The following is a 24,601-nucleotide window of genomic DNA, read 5'->3' on the forward strand; positions in this document are numbered from 1 at the left end:
TTGATTGCCGGCATTCTAGAGGATTATTGATGCAAGACGTATGTGGGGCAATTCGTGCCGGGACGCGCGATCGGGCGGTCGCGGAACTCGCCAAGAGTTTCGCCCCCCACGGCGAAGCCGCCTGCAGAACCGAAAGCCTTGGCGGCTTCCGCTACGGATTCGGCTCACGCGAACCCCACCTACTCTGCGGCAACCAACTTCAGTCGCGCCTTTGGCTTCTGCTCGGTCAGCACGATCGAAACCTGTTTGCCGTTCTCGCCCGCCGGTTTGCCGAGCACGACGATGTGGTGCCGGTAATTGCGGTCGCGGTCAAACAGCAGCCGCGACAGGATCGACGTCGGCGGCACGCCGTCTTCGCACAGAACTTCGAAGAACCACCAAGCGTGTCCGCCATCAGGTTTACGCCCCAACCACTTGATCGGACGGCCGCCCAGATCGGGCCGGTCGAATGTGCCTGAGGCAGATTTGCCCGAAGCAGGTTTGCCCGTGATTGGGTCAAAGAACACCCGCGAGCGTAAGTAGTCGCCTCGCCACTGATCGTCGCGCTCGGCTCCGATCGATCGGGCCATCCACTGTTCATCCAGCACATCGATTCGCAGCGCGACTTCGACGCGTTTGGTTTCCGCGTTCCATTCGACTTCGCAAACCGTCTCGTGAACCGGGTGCATCAGGAGTGCGGAAGACAGAACGGCGGCGATCGACAGCGTTTGAATCATTTCCCTTGTTCCGGCCCCGGTTCGGTTGGTTGGTCCGTCGTTTTGTCCGGCGACGCTTGTTCGGTATCGTCCTGCCCGTTGGCCGCCGCTTTTTGCATCGGGTTCTTTTTCTTTTCGTCCTTGAACAGCTTGAATCGGCTGGGCACCATCTTCTCCGGCCAATGGTTGTTACCTTCATCGACGTCGGCGGTCTGGCGTTTGGGGTCCAGTTCCAAGCGAACGATTTCTTTGTCGGTGACGATCAGTTTGCTGACGCGTTTGCTGTTGTGACGCCAGATCTGCGCCGGGAACGTCATCATTTCGCTGGTGTTGTCGGCATAGTGAACGCGCAACAAGATCGGCATCACCAATCCGCCCAGGTTGCGGAAATCGACGACGTAAAAGTTGGTGGTCCTGCGCAGGATCGCTCGTTCCTCGCTGCTTAATCCATCCAAGAACTTTTGGAACGACTTGCGGTCCTCCTCTTCGACTTTGAATTCGTCGTACTGGGGGCTGTTGTAGAAATCCTTGAGCCCGGGTTGCCAATCGATCCGCCGTCGCAGGTCCTGGTTGCGGTCCTCAGTGACGGTCGCTTCTTTGCGGTCCCGTTCCTGCCGCGTGCGTTCGGCTTTTTCATCGGGATCTCCCGCATCGATCTTGTACAACTGGATCCCATCGATGGCGATGTCGACGTGATCGGTGCTGTAGAACCAGCCCCGCCAGAACCAATCCAGGTCGACCCCGGAGGCGTCTTCCATGGTGCGGAAAAAATCACTGGGCGTGGGGCGTTTGAATTTCCAGCGCCGGGAGTATTCACGAAAGGCAAAGTCGAAGGAGTCACGTCCCAGGATCGTTTCACGCAAGATGTTCAGCGCGGTGGCGGGTTTGCCATAGGCGTTGTTGCCGAACTGCAGAATCTCTTCGCTGCCGGTCATGATCGGCCGCTGGTTGTTGCCACGCATGTATCCGGTGATCTTTTCCGGATCCCCGCGTCGCGACGGATAATCTTCTTCCCATTCCTGTTCGGCCAGGTATTGCAAGAACGTGTTCAGCCCTTCGTCCATCCACGTCCATTGCCGTTCGTCGCTGTTGACGATCATCGGAAAAAAGTTGTGACCGACCTCGTGGATGACGACGGAGATCAATCCGTATTTCGTTTCTTTGCTGTACGTCCCGTCGTCTTCGGGACGAGGGCCGTTGAAACAGATCATCGGGTATTCCATCCCGTAGACCGGTCCGTTGACGCTGATCGCCACCGGGTACGGGTACTCGAACGCATAGCGGCCGTAAACCTCCAACGTGTGCGCGATCGACTCGGTGGAATACTTGCTCCACAACGGCTCGGCTTCGTTGGGGTAATACGACATCGCCATCACGGTTTGCGATCCGACTTTGACGCCCAACGCGTCCCAGATAAATTTGCGGCTGGCGGCAAAGGCGAAATCGCGGACATTCTTGGCGTCGAATTCCCAGGTCTTTGTCCGCTGCGTTCGCACGCTTTCGTTCGTTTCGGCTTCTTCCGGCGTGATGATGAACACCGGCTTCTCGGCTGACTCGGCTTCGGTCAGCCGTTGTTTCCAACGCTCGGTCAGAACTTCGTCCGGGTTCTCAAGCGTACCGGTCGATGCGACCACCATCTCTGCGGGGGCGGTGATGCGGACTCGGTAGTTGCCCAATTCCAACGTGAACTCGCCGCGTCCCAGGAACGACTTGTGTTGCCAGGCGCCGAAATCGGTGTATGCCGCGACACGGGGAAACCACTGCGCGATCTCGTAGATGTAATTCTTGTCGTCTTCAAAGAACTCCTTGCCGCCCCGGGCACGAATGACTTTTGCGTCGACGATGTTGTAGGAGTAGTCGATGGCAACGTCCGTCTTTTCACCCGGTGCGAGCGCGGTCGGCAGATCGATCCGCATCATCGTGCCGATGTCCGTGTGCGGCAACGACTCGCCGGCCGCATCGGTCACCGAGGTGATCCGGTAGCCGCCGTCGAATTGACGGCTGGCCAGGATGGATTTCATCGCACCGAACGAAATCTTCGGCGACAGTGACGGCGCCGTAACGGTCTCCAAGGCGTCGGATCCCTGCCGGAATCGGTTTTGGTCCAGTTGAATCCAGAGGTAGGGCAGTGTGTGTGGTGATTGATTGTGATAGCGAATCTTGACCACGCCCTTGAGCTGCTGTTGATCGTCGTCCAGCGTGATGTCGATTTCATAGTCCGCGCGTTGCTGCCAATAAGCCGGCCCCGGCGCACCCGAGGCGATCCGCGTCGCCCCCGGCGTCGGCCACCAAGGGTCCAGCTGGGCGAACGGATCATGCGGATCGGAATGTTTGCGGTTGGCCGATTCCGGTGATTGGGCCCCGGCAGAATGGACGCCGGCAGGATCGGTCCCGATGACCAATGCGATCGCCAGCAGTGCGGTGACCAGTGACGCCGGGTTCAGTGATGCCATGTAGCGAGTTGACAGGTGGGACAAAGCAGGGGGATGCATGTGGCGAGGGTCAAATGAGGGCGCAGGTGTCAATTGAAGTGGTGATTTCACCAATCGTCACCCATCGACCCTCCCCTCGCTGCGCTCGACCCTCCCTGCCAGGGAGGGTTTCGTTGGTGGAGACAACCGGTGCGATAATTTTTGTGCAGGGGACGGCTGTGACGACGGGACAATCTTAGTTCGACCGGTCGCGGCGTGTCGGCACTACAACTGTTGTGCGATGTCCTCCGCCCATAGTTCGGGTTTTTCGCGAATAAATCGCTCCATCAGCGCGATGCAACCGGGGTCATTGGCGATCACGACTTGGACGCCACGCTCGCGCAGGAAGTCTTCGTTGCCGCCGAAGTTCTGGTTCTCGCCGATCACGACCCGGGGGATACCGAATTGGACGATCGTTCCGCTGCACATCATGCAGGGGCTGAGCGAGGTGTACAGGGTGGTGTCGCGGTAGGTCGTCTGGCGTCCGGCTCGCCGCAGGGCATCCATTTCGCCGTGAGCAATCGGGTCGCCTTGCTGGACGCGGCGGTTCCGTCCGCTGGCCAAGACCACGTCGCCTCGGGCCAGCAGCGATCCGATCGGGCACCCCCCTTCGTCGAATCCGATCACCGCTTCGTCATAGGCCCTGCGCAAATGAAATTGGTCGGTTGGACTGAGCATCAATGAGTCGGGGGTTGCACCGTTCATTCCGTGGCGGGTTGCCGTTATCCTGGTGAAGATCGCCGTGAAGGTCACCGTGCAGGTCGCGGCCCCTGGCGGGACCAATGGTTGCACGACCATTTGTTGCACGACCATTTGTTGCACGACCGTTTCTTCCTCCGTCATGTTAGCACATTGAACATCAACGATTCAGACCCACAAGACACTGCATCACGCCAGATCGGTTATTGCACGAATGTCCATGCCGGAATCGATTTGCAGGCGATCCGCGACAATCTGCTGAAGTATGCCGTCGCGGTCGGCGAGCAACTTTCCCAGACGCACGGTTGGGATTCGCTCGGGGTCGGATTGTGGATTCCCGATCAGGCGTCTCGCGAACTGGTCGGGGGCCAGCTGGACGCGTTCGCGGAATTTTTGAATGAACATCGGCTCAACGCGTTCACGATCAATGGGTTTCCGTTTGCCAATTTTCATGGCGATCACGTCAAGCAACGCGTGTACTTGCCGACGTGGGGCCAACGCGAACGGCTGGAGTACACGCAGCGGTTGGCGACCATCCTGGCGAAGTTGCTTCCCGACGACCAAACCGTCGGATCGATCAGCACGCTGCCGATCGGGTGGCCGGACAACCCGTTTTCGACCGAACCGACCGATCGCGATGACGTCGCTGCCGCGGGGACACACTTGCGTGAATTGGCGGCGTCATTAAATCAGCTGTTCCAAGCAACCGGCAAGCGGATCGTGGTGGCGATCGAACCGGAACCCGGTTGCGTGATCGACACCGTCGATGACCTGGTCCGGTTCTTTGACACGCAGTTGCCCGAGGCGATCCACCGGCGTTACATCACCGTCTGTCATGACATCTGCCACAGCGCCGTGATGAACGAACCACAACGCTCGGTCGTGACGGCGTATCGCGATGCCGGGATCACGATCGGCAAGGTCCAGGTCAGCAGCGCCATCGTGGCGGATTGGGAATCGATTCCCGCCGGCGATGTTATCGCGGCACTTGAGCAGCTCGGGCAATTCGCCGAAGACCGCTACTTGCACCAAACCGGCCAAGTCGCACGGGACGGCGGATTTCAATTGGCCGAGGACTTGCCCCAGTTGCTTCAGCAGACCTCGCCGGCTGATTTGGAAACGCTCCGTCGCTGGGTGATCCATTTCCACGTGCCGATCTTTTTGCAGCGGTTCGGCCATTTGACGACCAGCCGCGACGCGGTGGTGGAGTGCTTAAAGACGCTCGACGATGATCAGATCGGTGCGGAGTTTACCGGGCACTTGGAAGTCGAAACGTATGCTTGGACCGTGTTGCCCGAATCGATGCGCAGCCGAGGCCTGGCCGAAGACATCGCCAGCGAACTGCAGTGGCTGGCCGATCAGCTCGTGTAAATCTGTTCATTGGTGTGCCGTGCGATTTCCTGTGGCTGAGTATAGTTGGGGGCGTTGATCCCGTTTCGGGGGAGATTGTTCAAAAGTCTAGCAGGTCAATAGAGCGAGAAGTGCAAATGAAGCCATCCGACTTTTATTTGAGCGGCCGTCAATTTTTTGCGTACGCGGTACCCGGTTTCATTTGGCTCGCCGCATTCTGCTTTTTCGCCGGGCATCATCCGATCGCGTACATCGAGGCAAGCCAAGATACGGTTGGTGTGATTGCTCGATTTGTGATTTTTTTGACCGGTGCTTATGCGATTGGATTTTGCGCCCAGGAAATACTTTTCGGAGTAGCCACCTGCTGCTACGAACCGTCTTCAGCTTGCAAGGTCGGAAGTGAACGGTATTCTGCTACGTTCTGCAAGTTTTATGTCTTGGAGCACTCGCGGCAGCTCAACACCTGGATCCTCGAAAAAGAAGTCTGGATCAATCTTCGTGTCAGCATACCGCCTTCGTTAGTGGCTTTGTCGCTTGGGCTGCTGACTTACAACATCGCGTGGGAGCCTGAATCAGATTACTTGCTTTTAAGTTCACTTGGTCTCGTCGCTGGCATCGTGTCATGGGGCGTACTTTGGGTTTACCCGCGACCCGACATGCAGCAATTCAAAGATGGCATGCCGTTTCTCGGATTGTCTCAGATCCGCCAACGAGAAAGCGAAGAGTGGTGTCTGATGTACAAAGTTCTGAAGCAGTCGGCTCCGATGGCTGTTGAGGAAGTGGACGAACCGTCAACAGCTGATGCTCCTGAGTAGGTTGGTCGCGTCTATCGCAACAGCCGCCCAGCGGTCGGCCTCAGCTGTCGGTGCAGGTTTCCAGGAAACGAGCCAGGCGATGGAAGTCGCTGCCCCGTTCGATGAATCGCACCTTGGTGACGAGCGTTTTGGGATCGACCAGTTTTTCAAAGGGCACGTAATGCAGGTCCAGTTGGCCGGACACCGAAACCATCACGCCGTTGAGTTTTTCTTCGACCAAGGCGCGGTAGGCACCGACGCCCAATTGTGACCCCAGCATCACGTCGTAGGCGTGCGGCGGCGCACATCGCGACTCGTAACCGAGTTGCAGGCCGTTGACTTTGCGCTGGTTGCCGGTTCGCGCGGTGTAGGCGTCCGCCAGCAAGCCGCTCAACAGTGCGGCCAGGTTGATTGCGGAAATGTTGATGTGGCCGTGATCGTCGCGCGAGACTCCTTTCAGGTATTCCGCCGGCAAGAACTCGGCCAAGCCTTCGGCGACGACGATCGTGCCGTACTGGCGGCCTTCGCGTTCGCGGGCGACCATCATGTCGACCATTTTGTCGATCACCTTGTCCAGCACCATGATCTTTCGCGGCTTGCCGGTTTCCGGGTCGACTTCTTCGGCGGCCAAATCGTCTGCGATGTCCTCGACGCTCATCACCATACTGCCTTCACCAGCGATCGCGGCGCCATAGGCCAACCATCCGGCGCTGCGTCCCATCGCTTCGCACAGGAAATAGGCTCTGCCGGCCGCGGCGTCGTAGTTCAAGTTGCGAATCTCTTCGGCCAGCGTTTCCACGGCGGTGAAGAATCCGAACGTGAAATCGATGCCGCTGTAGTCGTTGTCGATCGTCTTGGGCAAGTGGATCACCGGGAACCGACGTGCGTCACCGGGCAGGTTGTCCTGAAACATCTTCAGCTTGTTGGCGGTCTTCAGCGTGTCGTCGCCGCCGATCGAAATCAACGCGTCGATTTCCAGCGAGCACAGGCCTTCGTAGACCCGTCGCAGCGGGGCGACCAGCTCGGGGTCTTTCAGGTGTTCGGGGCTGCTGACATGTTTTCCAGGATTGGTCCGCGCCGTCCCGATCATGATCCCGCGGCTGCTGCGGGCGTGCGTCAGCGTTTCGTGAGTGAATCGCAGGTAATCGGTGCCTTCTTGCAGCGGGCCGGCGGCGGTGTAGTCGGCCAGGCGGCTGTAGCCGTGTTTGATCCCAAACACTTGCGAGCCTTCTTCGAGAAACGAGAACGCAGCCGTCGAGATCACCGCGTTGGCAGCCGGCGCGGGGCCTCCGGCAAACAAAATGGCAACGCGTTTGATGTCCAGGGTGTGATGGTCGGGCATGGTGTTCATTTCTCGACAGGGGGATGTAGGGGAGGTTGATTTATCGGTTCGGGCCGTCAATTCAGGCCGTCGGTTCGGTGCAGGTGAACGCGGGTCGTCCGGGGAAGATTTTAGAGATGCCGCGTTGACCGCCAAGCCGTTTACACGTTTCGGTGGCTTTGGGCACGACAATCAGGGGGCTGAGGGGCGGAAAAGTCACCCAGATTACCGCGTCGGCCGCGCCGATTTTCTGGTCTTTTGCCAAAATCAACACGATTGCCGCGTAAAAACGCAAAGAATGGGCAATCCGAAACAGCCCTGTGCTAGCCGATTCGCCACTGTTGGATGCCCGCCGCCGTGAAAAGCTTGCAGTCGGCCGTCCGATCAATCAAGATCTCCCCAGCGTCGATTTCATCCGGCCTGCCTGGCGGTTCCGTCGGGCAAGTGATGCGGCGTTCTTCTCTTTCGCACGGTTGGTAAGCTCCGGAACCTGACGATGACTTGGCACACTCCATCTGGCGACCGCTACCTGGTTGGTGAGGAGGCGGAGTTGGTGCGTGATTCGCTCGCCATCATGGTGCAGGAATTGGCCAGCTGTCGTGAGACCGAGGAGGAGCCCTGGTCCTACGGCGTCACGTTGTTCGACGAATTGACTTGGCAGCAACAGCTCGCGGTGTTGGGCTTGTTGGCGACCAATCTGTTGCAGGAAACCGAGCAGACGTTGGAGTTGAGCGGGGTCAACGAAGCGGCCGTCGCGGCGGTGTATGAAAACGTGGCCCAGCAGATCGAACTCGAGATCGAATTGCAGCCCGTTTCGCCAGCGGAATTTCGTTACCGATGGCGACAAGCGGCCCTGGATGCGTATCGCGAAAACGAAGAAGACGACGTCGTGCAGCAGGAATCGTCGGCGCAGGACGAGGACGAGGCGTCGGTTTTTGACATCGATGTGGAATCGGTGGAAGTCGATCGTTGGCGTTGGTTGGTCGAACTGTTGGCCGACCGCGTGCTCTGGGATCGCGATTTCGAAATGGTCAACGAGATGATCGATGCGCCGCCCGAACACGCCGCCGCGATGCGCGCCGCACTGGGAATCACCCCCGGCTACTACACCGCCATCGCCCCCGATCCGACCGACCGTCAAGTCGATTCGCTGTTCAAGTCGCTCGAGCAACTGACCCGCGCCAAACCTCGCTGAGGGGCCGGCGGTAGCCGAAGCCGCCAAAGCTTTCGGCGGCGTGTCCCTCTCTGGCGTTTGTTGGCTGCGCAAACGCCCTCTTTCTCAGGGGGTGAGGATCCGAATTGATTGCCAAGAGCCGCTTTCGATCACAAGCTGAGCCGTAGGCGCTAGCCATGGGCCTTGCGACAAGGGCAATCCAAGGCCCGCGGCTAGTGCCGTCGGCTCATCGTGTAGGTGGCATTGACCGCACGCCCCCGGCGAAGCGGCGACAGCTACTTGATCGCCACGATGTAGCAGATCCAACTGGGGTCGCTGTCGGCACAACCACAGCGATACCAACCGCCATCGAGTTCTGGGTCTTCTTCGTTCTCGCGTTCCCAGTACACGTGGCTTTCGCGGAAGCCGGCTTCGGCCAACATCTCGCGGACTTCGGGGATCGTCCAGAACCGCCAGTGGTATTCAAAGGCCCGTTTCAGCTTGCTGCCGTCGGGGAATTTGAAGGAGATCGAAAAGCTGGCGTCGGCGGTGATCGGGTTGAACGATTCCTGTTTCCAGTGATAGTCGAACCCCTTCTTGCCCTTCTTGATCGTCCGCTTGTCGGTGTGATCTTCGTTGAAGCATTCACCGCCGCCCATCATGTCCATGACCATGATGCCTTGTTCGTTCAGGTGCGAGCGAGCGACCTTGAAGTACTCGACGACTTCGGGGCGGGTTTTGAAGATCCAGAAGGAAAAGTTCTGCGCGGCCAGGACGTCGGCGGGCGGGGTGTTGCCGTCGCGGACGTCCTGCTCCAGCAGTGTGACGCGTTTTTGCTGGGCCGGTTTCAGCTTGGCCAGGTTGTGATCGCGTCCCCATTGCAGTGTTTCGTCGCACAGGTCCACGCCGAAGGCGGTCCGGCGGGGGCTCGACGCGACCCACTTGCAACACACGGCAAAGGTCCCACAAAAGTCTTCTCGCAGCGTCAGCGGTTTCCGCTTGTACGCCTCGCGGTAGGCTTGTTCGAAAAACTCGACCTCATGTTCCGGGGTTTGAACCGATTTTTCGTACAGGTCGAACTTGTCCGCCGTCGCCGCCATGGAAAGCGACGACTTGGATTTCCGTTTTGCCATGTTGTGGATTCAAGCGTGGTGTTAGCGCCGCGCCAGCCGACGGGCGATGGCCTTGGTCGGCAGCGGCATGATTTCGGCGGGACCGCTGGGGTTGAACAGCGCGTCGTCGCGGGTCTGTTCGTCTTCGGGTTGCTCGTAGGTGACCAGGTAGGCGCCGATGATGTCACCGCCTTTTTCGTACACCGGCGGCCAGAACTCTTCGCCGCGGATGGCAAGTGTTTTGGCCAGCAAACGTGTGGCACGACCGGAGAACCCGCTGAGCACCATGTCCAGACGACCGAGTGCTTCACGGTAAATGTAGAACACCATTGCGGTGTCCTTGTTTTTTCCGCCGGCAAATTCCCAGGTTCCGTCGTCTTTTTCGTAATAGAACCCCGGCTCGGGCGCGTCTTCGTTTTTGCTCAGCCGCGTGCCGGCCGACGCGCTGTCGGGCTTGGGGTCGGAGTCTCGATAACGCAGGAAGAACGGACAGGAGCGTGCCGAGACGTCATCGACGTCGTCTTCGGTCACAAACGGCGTGCAGCCGAACACGTCAGAAAACAACAGCTCGACCACCGGGTTGCTCTTGATGCTGCCGATACAGATCATGCCGCGGTCACCGGTGGCGTCGACGAACCCGTCGAACACCTCGTCGGCCCGCTGGCGAACGTCGGCCGGATCGACTTGGCCGGGACTCCACACCAGCGTCTGCTGGAATCGATCGGGCATCGGAACCTCACGCCCGGCACCTTCCCCGTTGTCCTGGTCCTTGTGCTTGGCGACTCCGCCCAATGTGGAAACGCCGCTCAGGACCTCTCCGACCAACACCGAGTCACTGGCGACGACCGAGGCGCCTTCGGGTGTGGCGGCCGAATCGGTCGCACGGACCCCTACGATGATCTCAATCTCGCTTCGACGTGCGATCAGCTCCCAGAAATTCTCGGGGTTAACGGCAAACAACGCACCGGGCAATTGGTCCGCCGTCGCGTGACCCTGGTCGATCAAGTAATCGCACAGACGCGACAGGGCGTCCAGCGGAATGTACTTCGCCTCGTTCTTCAGTAGCGACGCAACTTGATGGCGATCCAGTCCGGTGTGTTCAACGATTGACTTGATGGTCCCCGGACGTTTGCGGCGATCGGGAGTGTGCCCCAAGAGTTCAGCCAAGCGAAATGCGTATCTCATAGTCGCGTCTATTTCGAAAGGTTTCGGTGAAAAGGTGTCGGGCAGGATGCACGACGCGTGAATTCATTATGGGGGCTTTCTTTCCGCAGGTGGTCCGCCTTTACCTCCGGTTTTCCGCCTCCAGGCCCGGCATGCCAAGACCAGTGTTCCGGTCGTGACCGACCGGGGCCACAGTTTCACCGATCGCCGAAGGCCCGACTACCCCACACAAATCGGGATCCCAGGTACGCCACGATTCCGACGCCCAGCGTGCCCAATCCCACTGCCGCTTGCATGGGAACGCGGATCGCCGTCAGTGTCGCGATGCCCAGGGTGCCCAGAACATAGATTGCGGGAACGAGCGGATAACCCCGCACGCGAACCGGATAGACCCCGTGATTGCGGAAGAAAAAGACCAACGATCCACACAGGGCCGCACAGATCGACAGCGTAAATCCCAGGTAATCGAGTTGTTCACGGAGCGTGCTGATGCAAATCACGACGATCGCCAGGATCGCCTGGATCCAAATCGTCGGCAGCGACTCGTGCGGCCCACCTACCATCTGCCCATCGCCTGTTCGGCCGGCCAGCCAGCGCGGCAACAGCCGATCGGCCGCCATTTTCTGATACACCCGCGGGCCGGTCTGCATCAACGCCAAGACGGACGTGCCCAGCCCCGACAGGATCGCGATTCGGACCAAAGGCCCGACCAATGTCCCCCAATCCGATCCGCGCGACTGGATTTGTCGCCCGACTGCTTCGGCGGCCGAGGTCGCCACATCCGGCCGACCGACCACCTCGGACGCCGGCGGTGCATAGACGAACACGATGTTTAGCATCAGATACAGCGCCGCCACGGCGACGGTGCCCCCAACCATCGCACGCGGCACGTTGCGGGTCGGTTGCTCGATCTCATCGGTCAAATAAACCGCGGCGTTGAACCCGCTGTAGCTGAGCGAAATCCACGTCAACGCGTTGGCAAACACCAATGCAAACGCCCAGCCAGTTTCCCCCGGCGATGTCGCCGCATCGCCGGGCTGTGAATCGACCGATGCCGGCATTGCCCCCTGCCACGTCGAAAACGTGCTCAGGGCGATCAACAGGAACAATCCGATCAGCACCAGTTTGACCAGGACCACCCCGTTTTGAATCCGGGTCCCCCGTTTCAGCCCCAGACTGTGGACCACCGCGGCGAGCACGACCAAGCCGATCGCGATCGACCGATCCGGCAATCCATCCAACAATTCCATCCCGACGCCCCGGACGTACGATTCAAACGTCGTCGCGGCAAAGGCCATCGCGCCGGTGAACCCGGCCAGCAGCGAAACCCAACCGGCCATCATCCCGGCAGCCGGGTGAATCGCACGGGCCAGAAACAAGTACTCACCGCCCGATTCGGTGAACTGCTGGGCGAGCGCCCCGTAACACAACGCCCCGCAAATCGCGATCACACCGCCGATTCCCCAGGCGGCGATCACCAAATGCGGCTGGCCCAGGTCGCCGAGCGTGAAGCCGCTGGTCGTATACACACCGGCGCCGATCATGCTGGCGGCGACAACCGCCGCCGCCGAGGACGCGTTCATTTTCGGATGCGACAAAGCTGTCTCCAAGTACGACGGCCCTTCCGGGCGGTCGCGGGCATTGTTTCTCGACGACCTGGAAAGGACGCCGTACATCAGTAGGGACGTCGACAGGCTGGAAGCCTATCCCACCCCACTACGCCAACACCTCACGCACCACTTCGCCGCCCTCAACTCCCGTCAATCGTTGATCGAGTCCCTTGAAGGCATAGGTGAATCGGTCCGAATCGATGCCCATCAAGTGCAAGATCGTGGCATTCAGATCGCGGATGTGGACGGGATTCTCGGTCACGTTGTAACTGAATTCATCGGTCGCGCCGTGGACCACGCCGCCCTGGATTCCTGCCCCCGCCAACCACACGCTGAAGCACTTGGGGTGGTGGTCTCGGCCGTAATTGGTTTTCGTCAAGCTGCCCTGGCAATAAATCGTGCGGCCGAATTCACCGCCCCAGACGACCAGCGTGTCATCGATCATCCCGCGTTGACGGAGATCCTTTAGCAGTGCCGAACAGGGGCGGTCGATGTCCTTGCACTGGTTCGGCAAGTCCTTGGGCAGGTTGCCGTGCTGGTCCCAGCCGCGATGAAAAATCTGGGTGAACCGCACGCCGCGTTCGGCCATCCGTCGCGCCATCAAGCAACAATTGGCAAACGTGCCCGGCGTGGTCACGTCGTCACCGTACATGTCCAAAATGTATTGCGGTTCATCACTGATGTTGGCCAAGTCGGGCACACTGGTCTGCATCCGAAACGCCATCTCGTACTGCGCGATCCGGGCTTCGGTTTCTGGATCGCCGATCGATTCCGCGGTGACCCGATTCAGCCGCGACAGCGAATCGAGCATTTCGCGACGCAGTTTCGAATCGATGCCCTTGGGATTGGATAGGTACAAAACGGGATCACCCGCACTGCGCAGCGCGACGCCCTGGTACTTGCTGGGCAAGAAGCCGCTGCCCCACAGCCGGTTGTAAAGTGCCTGGGCCTCCTTTCGGCCGGTCCAGGACGCCGTCATCACCAAGAAGTCGGGCAGGTTTTCGTTTTCGGTGCCCAAGCCGTAGCTGAGCCACGACCCCAAGCTGGCTTTCCCCGGCAACTGGTCGCCGGTGCAGATGTAGGTGATCGCGGGGTCATGGTTGATCGCTTCGGTGTGCATCGATTTGATCAACGCGATCTCGTCGACATGGTTCGCCGTGTGCGGCAGCAATTCGCTGACCATCGTCCCGTTGTCGCCGTGTGGTGAGAACGAATAGATGCTCGGTGCGATCGGAAACCGCGCCTGGCCGCTGGTCATCGTCGTCAACCGCTGGCCCTGGCGGATCGAATCGGGCAGGTCCTTGTCGAACCAGTCGGTCATGGTCGGTTTGTGGTCCCACAGATCCATCTGGCTGGGCGCGCCGGACATGAACAAATAAATCGCGCGTTTGGCTTGGGGCGGGTGGTGCGGCAGTCCCGGCAGACCGCCCTTGGCTGCCGATCCGCGGTCATCGCTGTTCGCCGGTGCGGCGTTGGATCGTCCGTCCAGCGACGCCAGTGCCGCGGCGCCCAGACCCGCGGCGGACTGTGAAAACAGCGAACGTCGGTTCAGGCGGATCAATCGTTCATTCAAATTCATCGTTTCCGTTTCCTACTTATTGACCACTTCGTCCAAGTTCAACAGCGTGCTGGCGATCATCATCCAGGCGGCATGTTCACTCGGCGACAGAGCGTCAAACGTGATGTCGTCGACTGACAAAAGATCCTTCGCGGCGGCGGGATCGTCGGCATAGTGTCTTCGGACTTTCTCTAGCAGCGAACCCAGTTCGTCGATTTCCGCGTCGACCGGTCGGCGGGCGGTCACCGTTTCGAATAACCACGCCAACTTGTCCGACGCATCGTCCGAATCACATTCTTCGTGGGGCCGAATTGCTAGATGTTTGGCTGCCTGCAAGTACTGGTGTTCGTTCATCAGCAACAACGCTTGCAGCGGCGTGTTGGTGCGCTCGCGCCGCGCCGTGCACGATTCACGACTGGGGGCATCAAACGTCGACATCTGTGGTGGCGCACTGGTGCGTTTCCAAAAGATATAGACGCTGCGGCGAAGTTGTTTTTCCAGTTCCGCGTCGGCTTTGAAGTTGGCCGTGTTGCTGCGCGTGTAACCCACCGCGTACCAGAGCCCCGAGGGCTGTGGCGGCTTGACGCTCGGCCCGCCGGACCGTGGGTTCAGCAAGCCCGCCAACGCCAAGGCTTGGTCACGAAGCACTTCGGCATCCAGTCGATGTCGCGGTCCGCGAGCCAGAAACCTGTTCTCCGGATCGATCGCCAGGTCCTGCGGATCGACCGCGGCGTCGCGTCGATAGGCTTCACTGGTCACCATGAACTTGACCAAACGTTTGACGTCCCAGCCGTGCTGGATGAAATCGACGGCCAGCCAATCCAGCAATTCGGGATGGCTGGGCGGTTGTCCCTGGCTGCCGAAGTCTTCGCTGGATTTGACCAAACCGCTGCCGAAGATCGATTGCCAGAAACGGTTCACCGCTACGCGTGCGGTCAACGGATGCTCCGGCGCAGCCAGCCACCGGGCCAATCCCAATCGATCACGCGGCAGGTCGTCGGCCATCGGCGGCAAGAACTCCGGGACCTGTCGCTGGACGGTTTCCCCAGGCTGGTCGTACTGTCCCCGGACCAGAATCTTGGCCTCGCGCGGCTGATCCAGTTCCTTCCAAACCAGGGTCGTCGCGATCTCACCGGCCAGTTTCTCCTTCGCCGCTTCGGCGCCCTTGACCATGTCTTGCAGCACCGTCCAATCCGGGTGCGTGCATTGGACTTCGCGATAGTAAGTGCGAAGCGATGCCGCTTGCTGGTCGGTGCGATCACTCGGCTGCTGCGCCGCCAGAGAGGCAATCGAATCGGGCAACGGAATCGCCCGCGAGCGATAGGCGTAAGCGAACTGGGGATTGCGACCGAGCGAAACGGTTTTGATGTACAGGTCGTTGTGCCCTTTCTTCAGTTCCAACGTGTACGTCTTGCCGAGCGGGTTGATCGGACCGGTGCGATCGGACAGGGCGATTCGCTTTTTGTTCAAGAACACGACGTGGCTGTCGCTGGTCCCCAGCAGCAAGTCGACCGATTGCTTCTTCGGCGAAGTCAGCGATTGATGAATCAGATTCACCGCGACACTTTCCCCGGCGACGGGCAGCGAGTGGATCGCGACCGGCGCCCAGTCGTCTTGCTTTTCCCAGCGGTACGTTTTGTCTTCGTACTTGAACGTTTCACCGGCCTTGAACGCGCCCTGCTGCGATCCGAAACTGCGATAGATCCCCGGGTTGGAACTCTCCACGGGGAACGGCCCGACCGCATGCAGGTCACCAACGGTGATTTGATCCGCAACCGGAACCGCGACGGGGCCTTCGGAGAGCGAAAGGCGGACGGCATAGAACTGGTGCTTGGCGAACTGCGATAAAAACTTCAATCGAACGCGAATCTGGTCGTGGCCGAGGTCGATTCGCTCAACCAATCCCGCAACGGCAAAGGATGCGTTCCGACCGCCGGTTTGTTGATGCCCGGCGATCGCCCAGCCCTCGTTGGACATCTGTTTCCCGTCGATCGCAAATGAGATCGCAAAGCTGCCGTCGGGCTGTTCGATATCGGCCACGGCCGATCGGATCGGCAGCGATTCCCAGCCCTTTTCCGCGACCGGCGAACTCGCGCGTGTTTCCACTTCGATTTCCGACAGCACCGCATTGCCGTTGTCGGCGACCCCGGCGCGGTCGGTTTTGGGGTCCGGTAACACCTCCAGTTGCAGCGATTGCCAATCACCGCCGGCCAACTCCTGCGGCAACGTGGCAGTGATGGTTTGTACTTCGCGATCGGCAATCGTCTCGCCGACGCGGACAAAACCGTCGGATTCAATGATCAAATCGGTGCCGAACTTGGCGTGCACTTCACTCGGGACCAGGACTTCGGTGCGGTCGGATCTGTCAGAATCTTCGTTGTCCCTTCTGACGGTCAAACTCGCTTCCCAAGCACGCTGGGCCTGGTCGACCGACTCGATCGGCCCGCGCATCTCACGACGCAATTCCTGGATCTGTTCATCCAGCGCCGCGATCTCCTCCGACTGCTCTTGGTTCGGCACGCGGACGACCGGCGCCGGGTCCTTTTTGTTCTCGTCCAGCGCCCGGCCGTCCAAGCTGTTGAAGAACGCGAACAACGAGTAGTACTCGCGTTGTGAAATCGGATCAAACTTGTGATCGTGACAGACCGCACATTGCGTCGTCATCCCCAAGAAAACGGTTCCGAACGCGTCGGTTCGATCGATCACGTTGCGGGCGAACACTTCGTCATAAATCGATCCGCCTTCGTTGGTCGTGACGTTCAATCGATTGAATCCGCTGGCGATCTTTTGGGACAGCGTCGCGTCGGGCAACAAGTCACCGGCTAATTGCTCGGTGATGAACTGATCAAACGGCATGTTTTGGTTAAAGGCATCGATCACCCAATCGCGATACGGCCACATTTCGCGGTAATTGTCCAGGTGCAACCCGTGGGTATCGGCATAGCGGACCAGGTCCAACCAATAACGACCGAAGTGTTGACCGAAGGCCGGCGAGGCGAGTAGTTCGTCGATCAGTCGATCGACATCCAGTTTGCCTTCGGCGAGCTGTTCGATTTGCATGCGTGATGGCGGCAAACCGGTGAGATCCAAACACAGCCGTCGCAAGAGCGCCGCGTCGTCGGCGACACCACCCAGCGTCAGGCCTTTGTCGATCGCTTTGGTGTCGATGAAATGATCGATCGGGTGAGTTGCCGATGGAGGCACATCCGCTTTGACGGGCGGCTCGAACGCCCAGTGCCCGCGAAACTCCGCACCGGCGGCGACCCAGGCTTCCAACGTCTTCTTTTGCGATTCGCTGAGTGGTTTGTTGTACTCCGGCGGCGGCATCAGCATGTCGGCGTCATCGCTCCGCAGCCGCGCGATCAACTCACTCTCGTCGACCGACCCGGGTTCGATCACCGCCGCGACACCCTCGGCGGTGTCCAGCCGCAGGTCGGCTTGACGCTCGTGCTGGTCCGGTCCGTGACAGGCGAAACAATGGTCCGAAAGAATCGGACGTACGTCGCGGGCGAAATCCGGCCCCGACGCGGCCGGCGATTCAGCTCGCAAAGCAGACGATGCGACCAACATCAGCAACACGTTGGCAAAAAAGATTCGAATCAGCATCGGCAGGACGCAAGGCGGGAAGGGGGGAGGGCCAGTGGCACTTTAATGTACCTACGCTCGCCAGAGCGTGGTAAACGCCGGGAATCCACTCTCATTATAGTCGATCGACCGGAATTTGACTCCGCCTTCTCATCCCCCTCGCAGAGCCGTCGTCAGCTCGATCAAGTTGCGGGGGTTTTGCCCCAAATCACCTTTTCCGATCCTCGATTGACTGGTTGCCGTGACCAGCACACTGTCTCGCTCGGGGGTTGGGGAGAGTTCCACCTGGATGTCGTCGACGAACCGCATCAGCGGGGTCGTGCGTGTCAGCTTGATTCGCCGCTGATCACTGTCGCTCTCGGCCCCCGTCGGCGTTTCGGAGATCCAGGCCCATTTGGAATCTGTTTCCGTCCAGCGGCGGATTTGATCGGCGACCTCTTGGACACTGCCGTCAAGTTCCACCGGCCGTAGCCCTGGACGCTCGGCCGCGGGATCCAACGAGGCCCGGTTCTGTGTCCAGTCGCGACTCCAATCGTCGACCCGCAACAGCACCGCGGCGACGATCGCCAGTGTGATGCCGACCGCGATCGCGAGTGTGATCCATCCGATCATCTTGCTTTTCCCTTTGGGGGTTCCATCGGCGACGGTTCGCTCGGACAATTCGCTTCACGCCCCCAATCAAACTCGCACCGATCAATTTCGTTATGGCCGAGACGCCTTCGATGTTCCAGGCCCAAGAAGATGACTTCTTGGATGACGCCAAACCGCTGGCCGCGCGGATGCGCCCCGCGACGCTGAAAGAGTACGTCGGCCAGCAGCATATTCTAGGGGCGGGGAAACTACTGCGTCGGATGGTCGACGCGGGGCGTTTGGGTTCGGTCATTTTGTCCGGGCCGCCGGGGACCGGAAAGACGACGCTGGCGTATTTGTTGGCCAGCGAAACCGGCAGCCGCTTTCGCCCCTTGAGTGCGGTCACCGGTGGTGTCAAGGAAGTCCGCGAAGCGTTGGCCTGGGCGACCGACCTGGTGGCCACCGGCGAGCCCCGGCCGGTGTTGTTCATCGACGAAATCCATCGTTTCAGCAAAAGCCAACAAGACGCGTTGTTGCCCGACGTGGAAGCCGGCATCGTGTCGCTGATCGGGGCCACGACCAGCAATCCGCATTTCGCCGTCAACGGGGCGTTGATCAGCCGCAGCCAGGTGTTTCAATTGCAAACGCTCTCGCCGGCAGAAATCACCGAGTTGTTGCGGCGGGCGCTCAGCGACCGCGACCGTGGTTTGGCCGCCACCGGGGCGACGATCGACGACGATGCGATCGAGTTGCTGTCGCAGGTTTGCGAGGGCGACGCGCGGCGGGCACTGACGGCACTGGAGATCGCCGTGTCCAGTTCCGGTGACACTCCCCCACACGTGACCCGAGACGCGGCGGCCGAGTCGATCGGGACCCGCATCGCAGGTTACGACGGGACCGGCGACGACCACTACGACCTGATCAGCGCGATGATCAAAAGCATCCGCGGCAGCGACGCCGACGCGGCCGTCTACTGGCTCGCACGCATGCTCGAGGGCGGTGAGGACCTGCGGTTCCTCTGTCGGCGTCTGGTGATTCTGGCCAGCGAAGATGTCGGCAACGCCGATCCCGCCGCACTGCCGATGGCCGTCGCATGCATGCAAGCGTGTGAATGGGTCGGGTTGCCCGAAAGCGAATTCATGTTGTCACAGACGGTGACCTATTTGGCATTGGCCCCCAAAAGCAACGCGGCGACCGTGGCGATCGGAACGGCGCGCAAGGATGTGCGCGAGCAAAAGGTCGTTCCCGTCCCCCAACACTTGCGCGATTCCCATTCCGCATCGGCCGAACGCGAGGGGCGCGGCGAAGGGTACCTTTACAGCCATGACAGTCCCCATGGAATTGCGGCCCAAGACTACTTGGGCGTCGACCGTCGTTATTACAACCCGGTCGATCGAGGGTTCGAACGCGAACTCCGCGAACGCAAGGACTGGATCGCCAAGCGGCTAAAGCCGTAGATGCCCCATTCATCCGCGGTGCGCTCGTAGCGGAACTCGCCAAGAGTTTCGCCCTCCGCGGCGAAGCCGTCGGGTGGGGGGAAACCGAAAGCCTTGGCGGCTTCCGCTACGAGGCGAAATCGAAAGCCTTGGCGGCTTCCGCTACGGGGGGAAATCGAAAGCCTTGGCGGCTTCCGCTACCGGGGGAAATCGAAAGCCTTGGCGGCTTCCGCTACGGGGAGGACGCTTCGTAGCGGTCATTCGCATTGCGCCATGTAAACGTTCTACAGCACCCTCGGCCGCGCCGGATTGAGGTCGAATTTCCGCGGGGCAGTGGGCATCTGGCACCTATGTTTTGGGACTTCGTTGTCCCTCGTTGCGCGCAAATGGTGAATCGGCCGGGACAGCCGAGCGTCAAACGCCCGCTTCACTCGTGTGTCCGATGAACTTACTGGCCCTCCTGTTCGCACTCGCCGCCGTCGTTTGGCTGGTCCCGATCGTCAAAGACGGGCGTCTTGCCAGCATGTTGACGTTGCTGTTCTTGACCGGCACCGTGTTCGGGCCTCCCTTCATGGCCATTGACGGGCCGATCCAAATCAGCCTGGATCGCATGTTGTGGGCGTTCCTGATCGGGTTGGCCGCCATCCAATGGCGGCTCGGCAAACTGAAGCTCTCGCCGATCAACCGGATCGATGTCTGTTTGCTGGTGTTTGTGGTCTACCTGTTCCAACGCAGTCGCGGGGGAGATCTGGTCGAAACGCTGGTCGATCCGACCGCGCGTTGGTTGTTCTATATCTTCATGCCGACCGCCGTCTACTTTGTCGCCCGCGTCGCACCCTTTCGTCGACGCGACCTGCGGTGGTTGATGCACGCACTGATCGGTTTGGGCGTTTACCTTTCCTTCACCGCGGTTTGTGAGGTCAAGGGCTTTCACGCGTTTGTGTTCCCCAAGCACATCCTGGATCCCGAGGTCTGGATGTTTCTAGGCCGTGGGCGTGGACCGTTGTTGAACCCCGCCGGCAATGGATTCATCATCGGCGTGGCGATGGCCGCGGTCGCCGCCTGTTTCGTCGGCAGCGACCGTCGGCACAAAGCGATCTATGCCGCGATCGGCGTGATCCTGTTGGTCGGCGGATATGCGACGCTGACACGCAGCTGCTGGTTGGGGATTGCCGGTGCGGTCGCCATCGTCGGATTGGTGCACAGTCCCCGCTGGGTCCGCGTGATCGGGCTGGCCGCCACCGTGTTGCTCGCCGGTGCGATGGCGATGGGGTTGAAGGAAGAACTGATGGCGTTCAAACGTGACAAAGCCCTGTCCGCCGCCGACGCTGCCAAGTCCGTCGAACTTCGGCCCCTGTTGGCAACCGTCGCGTGGGAAATGTTCAAAGACAGACCACTGACCGGGCACGGATACGGCCAGTATTTTCAACGTCACGATGCCTACCACACCATCCGAGATTATGGGCTGCCGCTGGAACGCGTTCGGGCGTACAGCCACCACAACGTGTTCTTGGCCTTTCTGGTCGATTCGGGATTGATCGGGCTGGGGCTGTTCCTGGCGGCGATCCTCACGCTGGCCGGCTACGGTTGGCGGATGGCAACCGACGGCAGCTTGCCTTTGGACCGACGTCGCATCGGATTGCTGACGATTGGGATCTTGGCGTGTTACTTCCCCAACGCCATGTTCCACAACATGACGATCATCCCGATGGTGCAGATCTTTTTACTGGGCATCGGCGGCGTGGTCGTGGCGGTCTATGAAAACGGGTTCGCCAAAGACGAAGCCCAGGCCAAGCCGGCTCTGGCTCACCGCGGCGACCGTCGCGAAACGATCGCCTCGGGCGTGAGCTGATTCGAGCCCACTTGTCCAGTAGCGGAAGCCGCGCAGGCTTTCGGCGTCTATGCGGGTTCGCCGTGGAGGACGAAACTCTTGGCGAGTTCCGCTACGGGGGGATGACGCCAGATCAGCCGCCCTCGGCTTCGCTCAACACGGCCATGAACGCTTTTTGGCTGATTTCGACGTTGCCGACCGCCTTCATGCGTTTCTTGCCTTCCTTTTGCTTTTGCAACAGCTTACGTTTCCGCGTGATGTCGCCGCCGTAACACTTGGCCGTCACGTTCTTTCGCATCGCCGGAACGGTTTCCCGCGCGATCACGCGACTGCCGACAGCGGCCTGGACCGCGACTTCGAACATGTGTCGGTCGATCTCGCTCTTGAGTTTCTTTGCGACCGCGCGTCCACGCCGATCGGCATCGGCACGGTTGCAAACGATGCTCAATGCATCGACGCGGTTGCCGTTGACCAGGAAGTCCAACCGGCACAGGTCCGCCGCTTCGTACCCGACCATCTCATAGTCCAACGTGCCGTAGCCGCGGGTGCAGCTTTTGATCTTGTCGTGCAGGTCATAAACGACTTCGGCGAGCGGGATGTCATAAGTCAACATCGCCCGCTGCGCGCCCAGGTACTCTTGTGATTTCTGGATGCCGCGTCGTTCCTGGCACAGCTTCATCACCGCGCCGATGTAATCGGTCGGGACGATGATGTTGCAGCGGACGATCGGCTGGCGGAACTCTTCGATATCGCCGGGATCGGGAACGTCCTGGGGTTTGTGCACCGTGATCGTTTCGCCACGCTTGTTGACGATCTCATACGTCACGTTGGGGGCGGTTTGGACCAGGTCGATGTCGGATTCGTTTTCCAGCCGCTGTTGGATGATCTCCATGTGCAGCAAGCCCAGGAATCCGCAGCGGAACCCAAATCCCAGTGCGTCGCTGGTTTCGGGTTCGAATTCGAAACTGGGGTCGTTGACTGCCAGTCGTTCCAACGCGTCGCGCAGGTCGCTAAAGTTCTGTCCGTCGCTGGGGAACAGCCCGCAGTAAACCATTCGTTTGGGACGCGAGTATCCCGGCAGCGCGGGGGCGGCGTTGTCGCCGGCGATGCTGACGGTGTCGCCGATGTGCACATCGCCGATGCTTTTGATGTTACAGATCAGATAGCCGACCTGGCCGGCGACCAGTTCTTCGGCGGGGACGCGTTGGGGTGCGAACTGGCCCAGTTCGACCACATCGTGCGTCGTGCCGGCGCGCAGGAAGCGGATCTTTTGCCCCTTGCGGACCGTGCCTTGCATGACGCGGACGTAGGTGATCGCGCCGCGGTAGTCGTCGTAGTTGGAATCAAAGACCATCGCTTGCAACACGGCATCGGGGTCACCGGTCGGAGCGGGGATGCGATCGATGATGGCATCCACCAGAGAATCGACGCCTTGCCCCGTCTTGGCGCTGACGCGGACACAGTCGTCCGGGTCGGTCCCCAAGGAGTGCATCATCTCCTCGGCCACCTCGTCCGGGCGGGCGTGCGTCAGGTCGATCTTGTTGATGACCGGGACGATGTGCAAGTCATGCTCCATCGCGGCGTAGGCGTTGGCGACCGTCTGTGCCTCGACACCCTGAAAGGCGTCGACCAACAACAATGCACCTTCGCAACAGGCCAGCGATCGCGACACTTCGTATTGAAAATCGACGTGACCGGGGGTGTCGATCAGGTTCAACTCGTATTCTACGTTGCCGCGTTTAAAACGCATCACCACCGCGCGCGCCTTGATCGTGATGCCGCGTTGGCGTTCCAATTCCAAATCGTCCAGCAACTGCTCTTTCATCTGCCGCACGCTGACCGTGCCGGTTTCCTCCAGCAGTCGGTCGGCGAGCGTGCTTTTGCCGTGATCGATGTGGGCGATGATGCAGAAGTTTCGAATCTGTTTGATCATGATTGTTTCATTGCCTGTTTCCGCGCGTACCCGGCCAAACCAAGGTACCCCGCGTCGGCCCCCAAACTCGCAAACGCGATCGAGGTGCCTTCGAATACGTTTTCAAACGTCCGGCTCTTGAACTCGTCGCGAATGCCGGACAAAAACCGCTGGCCGATCGGGCAGCCGCTGCCGCCGAAGTTCATCGCTCCGCCCAGGGTCACCACGCCCGGATCGAGGGCATGGACCAGCGACGTGATCCCGATTCCCAACCAGGCGGCGGTTTCGTCAATGATCCTCAGCGCCAACGCGTCTCCTTCGGCGGCCGCCTGGTAAACCTTCTTGGCCGTCAATTCGCTGTTGCTACCGCCCAGCAAACCGCTCAGCGAGCTTTCCGCTCCCTCGGTCAAGGCGTCGCGGGTGCGGTCGACCACGGCGCTGGCACTGGCATACGCCTCCAACTGGCCGCGACCCCCGCCCCAGACACATAACCGTGCCGTCGGCGAGGGATCCACCAGAATGTGCCCGCATTCGCTGCCAAAACTGTTCACCCCGTTGACCAGTTCGCCGTCGACAATGATGCCTCCGCCGACCCCCGTGCCGAGTGTCAACAGGATCATCGATTGGGAACCCCGTCCGGTGCCGATCCAGAATTCTCCGAACGCGGCCGCGTTGGCGTCGTTGAGGAATGAGATCGGACGCCCGAGCAGTTTGGTCAACGCGTCGACGATGTTAAAGCCCCACCAGGACGGCAATTGCGGCGGTGCGACCAACAACCCACGCGGCAAATCCATCGGCCCGGGGGCGCCCAAGCCGATGTGTGGCACCTTGCCAACCACGCCCAGACCGCTTTCAACCGTGGTGACGACGTCCGCGATCCGCTGCATCGCCGCCGGAGCCCCCTCGCCCTCGCGGGTCGGGATCTTCTCATAAGCGACCGTGTCGCCCTGCTGGTCCACCAAGCCGAGTTTGATGCCGGTGCCGCCGATGTCGATACCCCAATAGTACGGCGCGGTCGACTGCTCGATCGGGTGGATCTGGGGCGAATTCCCGGGGGTTGGGGCAGAACGAAGACTCATGGTCAGTTATTTTCTTGCGAGGTACTTTTCCGGTGCGACACCCCGGAACGTCGAGTGGGCCGTGTCGGTGGCCTGTTGATTTCGTCGGCTTTTCAAGCCTAATGGTCAGCCGACGGACGCTAGCCCCGATTAGCGGTAGCGGAGACCACGGCGGGGGCCATCGGGCGGATAAAATCAGCGGGCACGTCCGCGGCCGGTGCACTGCAGTTGGCAATTCACCGCGATCGGCAGTCCATCACGACTGCCAGGGCGGAGTATAGA

The 24,601-nt window shown here is 60.3% G+C and carries 18 protein-coding genes; 5 read left to right on the forward strand and 13 right to left on the reverse strand.

Annotation, left to right across the window (positions count from 1 at the left end; genetic code table 11):
* Positions 1-179: 179 nt before the first annotated feature.
* The 3 genes from H1B37_RS26455 to H1B37_RS26465 all read right to left on the reverse strand — a co-directional run bounded on the left by H1B37_RS26455 (position 180) and on the right by H1B37_RS26465 (position 4,009).
* The gene (locus H1B37_RS26455; RefSeq protein ID WP_182870284.1) at positions 180-716 is read right to left on the reverse strand and encodes a DUF6702 family protein; all 537 of its coding nucleotides are present in this window, start codon (positions 714-716) and stop codon (positions 180-182) included.
* Positions 713-3,148 carry a M1 family metallopeptidase gene (locus tag H1B37_RS26460; RefSeq protein WP_182870285.1) on the reverse strand — a complete coding sequence of 812 codons (2,436 nt, stop codon included), beginning with the start codon at positions 3,146-3,148 and terminating at the stop codon, positions 713-715. Before H1B37_RS26460 ends, H1B37_RS26455 begins: the two co-directional genes overlap by 4 nt.
* Positions 3,149-3,391: 243 nt before the next feature.
* Complete coding sequence (locus H1B37_RS26465) at positions 3,392-4,009, reverse strand: nucleoside deaminase (RefSeq protein WP_286178212.1); 618 nt, start codon at positions 4,007-4,009, stop codon at positions 3,392-3,394.
* A 9-nt stretch (positions 4,010-4,018) separates the two neighbouring features.
* Here H1B37_RS26465 and eboE point away from each other — a divergent pair, with 9 nt between their 5' ends.
* The gene (gene eboE, locus H1B37_RS26470) at positions 4,019-5,236 is read left to right on the forward strand and encodes a metabolite traffic protein EboE (protein ID WP_182870286.1); all 1,218 of its coding nucleotides are present in this window, start codon (positions 4,019-4,021) and stop codon (positions 5,234-5,236) included.
* A 116-nt stretch (positions 5,237-5,352) separates the two neighbouring features.
* Positions 5,353-6,030 carry a hypothetical protein gene (locus H1B37_RS26475; protein ID WP_182870287.1) on the forward strand — a complete coding sequence of 226 codons (678 nt, stop codon included), beginning with the start codon at positions 5,353-5,355 and terminating at the stop codon, positions 6,028-6,030.
* Between the two features lie 40 nt (positions 6,031-6,070).
* Here H1B37_RS26475 and H1B37_RS26480 read toward each other — a convergent pair whose 3' ends face one another.
* Complete coding sequence (locus H1B37_RS26480) at positions 6,071-7,351, reverse strand: 6-phosphofructokinase (RefSeq protein WP_182870288.1); 1,281 nt, start codon at positions 7,349-7,351, stop codon at positions 6,071-6,073.
* Between the two features lie 61 nt (positions 7,352-7,412).
* Complete coding sequence (locus tag H1B37_RS26485) at positions 7,413-7,625, reverse strand: hypothetical protein (protein WP_182870289.1); 213 nt, start codon at positions 7,623-7,625, stop codon at positions 7,413-7,415.
* A 201-nt stretch (positions 7,626-7,826) separates the two neighbouring features.
* Between H1B37_RS26485 and H1B37_RS26490 the strand changes: the two genes are divergently transcribed.
* Entirely contained in the window at positions 7,827-8,525 is a 699-nt protein-coding gene (locus tag H1B37_RS26490) for a hypothetical protein (RefSeq protein WP_182870290.1), read from the forward strand.
* Between the two features lie 254 nt (positions 8,526-8,779).
* Here H1B37_RS26490 and H1B37_RS26495 read toward each other — a convergent pair whose 3' ends face one another.
* The 6 genes from H1B37_RS26495 to H1B37_RS26520 all read right to left on the reverse strand — a co-directional run bounded on the left by H1B37_RS26495 (position 8,780) and on the right by H1B37_RS26520 (position 18,172).
* Positions 8,780-9,616 (reverse strand): class I SAM-dependent methyltransferase, encoded by an 837-nt coding sequence (locus tag H1B37_RS26495; protein ID WP_182870291.1) that lies wholly within the window; start codon positions 9,614-9,616, stop codon positions 8,780-8,782.
* Between the two features lie 21 nt (positions 9,617-9,637).
* Complete coding sequence (locus tag H1B37_RS26500; RefSeq protein WP_182870292.1) at positions 9,638-10,780, reverse strand: helix-turn-helix domain-containing protein; 1,143 nt, start codon at positions 10,778-10,780, stop codon at positions 9,638-9,640.
* 176 nt (positions 10,781-10,956) lie between these two features.
* Complete coding sequence (locus H1B37_RS26505; RefSeq protein WP_182870293.1) at positions 10,957-12,342, reverse strand: APC family permease; 1,386 nt, start codon at positions 12,340-12,342, stop codon at positions 10,957-10,959.
* Positions 12,343-12,475: 133 nt separating this feature from the next.
* Positions 12,476-13,948, reverse strand: a complete 1,473-nt coding sequence (locus tag H1B37_RS26510; protein WP_182870294.1) for a DUF1501 domain-containing protein — start codon at positions 13,946-13,948, stop codon at positions 12,476-12,478.
* A 12-nt stretch (positions 13,949-13,960) separates the two neighbouring features.
* Entirely contained in the window at positions 13,961-17,533 is a 3,573-nt protein-coding gene (locus H1B37_RS26515; protein ID WP_182870295.1) for a PSD1 and planctomycete cytochrome C domain-containing protein, read from the reverse strand.
* A gap of 129 nt (positions 17,534-17,662) precedes the next feature.
* Complete coding sequence (locus H1B37_RS26520; protein WP_286178214.1) at positions 17,663-18,172, reverse strand: DUF1499 domain-containing protein; 510 nt, start codon at positions 18,170-18,172, stop codon at positions 17,663-17,665.
* Positions 18,173-18,216: 44 nt separating this feature from the next.
* Here H1B37_RS26520 and H1B37_RS26525 point away from each other — a divergent pair, with 44 nt between their 5' ends.
* Complete coding sequence (locus tag H1B37_RS26525; RefSeq protein WP_286178215.1) at positions 18,217-19,539, forward strand: replication-associated recombination protein A; 1,323 nt, start codon at positions 18,217-18,219, stop codon at positions 19,537-19,539.
* A gap of 421 nt (positions 19,540-19,960) precedes the next feature.
* The gene (locus H1B37_RS26530; RefSeq protein WP_182870296.1) at positions 19,961-21,370 is read left to right on the forward strand and encodes an O-antigen ligase family protein; all 1,410 of its coding nucleotides are present in this window, start codon (positions 19,961-19,963) and stop codon (positions 21,368-21,370) included.
* A 112-nt stretch (positions 21,371-21,482) separates the two neighbouring features.
* Here H1B37_RS26530 and lepA read toward each other — a convergent pair whose 3' ends face one another.
* Positions 21,483-23,282 carry a translation elongation factor 4 gene (gene lepA, locus H1B37_RS26535; RefSeq protein WP_182870297.1) on the reverse strand — a complete coding sequence of 600 codons (1,800 nt, stop codon included), beginning with the start codon at positions 23,280-23,282 and terminating at the stop codon, positions 21,483-21,485.
* A complete protein-coding gene (locus H1B37_RS26540; RefSeq protein ID WP_182870298.1) occupies positions 23,279-24,340 on the reverse strand; it encodes an ROK family protein in 1,062 nt (353 codons plus the stop codon). The genes lepA and H1B37_RS26540 overlap by 4 nt, the downstream gene beginning before the upstream one ends.
* Between the last annotated feature and the right edge of the window lie 261 nt (positions 24,341-24,601).

It is taken from the genome of Stieleria mannarensis (assembly GCF_014154935.1).
Lineage (GTDB): Bacteria > Planctomycetota > Planctomycetia > Pirellulales > Pirellulaceae > Stieleria > Stieleria mannarensis.

Bases quoted from the DNA above. Each gene is read 5' to 3' on its own strand.
- H1B37_RS26455 (WP_182870284.1), bottom strand. From the start codon at position 716: ATGATTCAAACGCTGTCGATCGCCGCCGTTCTGTCTTCCGCACTCCTG.
- H1B37_RS26460 (WP_182870285.1), bottom strand. From the start codon at position 3,148: ATGGCATCACTGAACCCGGCGTCACTGGTCACCGCACTGCTGGCGATC.
- H1B37_RS26465 (WP_286178212.1), bottom strand. From the start codon at position 4,009: ATGACGGAGGAAGAAACGGTCGTGCAACAAATGGTCGTGCAACAAATG.
- H1B37_RS26475 (WP_182870287.1), top strand. From the start codon at position 5,353: ATGAAGCCATCCGACTTTTATTTGAGCGGCCGTCAATTTTTTGCGTAC.
- H1B37_RS26480 (WP_182870288.1), bottom strand. From the start codon at position 7,351: ATGCCCGACCATCACACCCTGGACATCAAACGCGTTGCCATTTTGTTT.
- H1B37_RS26490 (WP_182870290.1), top strand. From the start codon at position 7,827: ATGACTTGGCACACTCCATCTGGCGACCGCTACCTGGTTGGTGAGGAG.
- H1B37_RS26495 (WP_182870291.1), bottom strand. From the start codon at position 9,616: ATGGCAAAACGGAAATCCAAGTCGTCGCTTTCCATGGCGGCGACGGCG.
- H1B37_RS26500 (WP_182870292.1), bottom strand. From the start codon at position 10,780: ATGAGATACGCATTTCGCTTGGCTGAACTCTTGGGGCACACTCCCGAT.
- H1B37_RS26505 (WP_182870293.1), bottom strand. From the start codon at position 12,342: ATGAACGCGTCCTCGGCGGCGGCGGTTGTCGCCGCCAGCATGATCGGC.
- H1B37_RS26510 (WP_182870294.1), bottom strand. From the start codon at position 13,948: ATGAATTTGAATGAACGATTGATCCGCCTGAACCGACGTTCGCTGTTT.
- H1B37_RS26515 (WP_182870295.1), bottom strand. From the start codon at position 17,533: ATGCTGATTCGAATCTTTTTTGCCAACGTGTTGCTGATGTTGGTCGCA.
- H1B37_RS26525 (WP_286178215.1), top strand. From the start codon at position 18,217: ATGGCCGAGACGCCTTCGATGTTCCAGGCCCAAGAAGATGACTTCTTG.
- H1B37_RS26530 (WP_182870296.1), top strand. From the start codon at position 19,961: ATGAACTTACTGGCCCTCCTGTTCGCACTCGCCGCCGTCGTTTGGCTG.
- lepA (WP_182870297.1), bottom strand. From the start codon at position 23,282: ATGATCAAACAGATTCGAAACTTCTGCATCATCGCCCACATCGATCAC.
- H1B37_RS26540 (WP_182870298.1), bottom strand. From the start codon at position 24,340: ATGAGTCTTCGTTCTGCCCCAACCCCCGGGAATTCGCCCCAGATCCAC.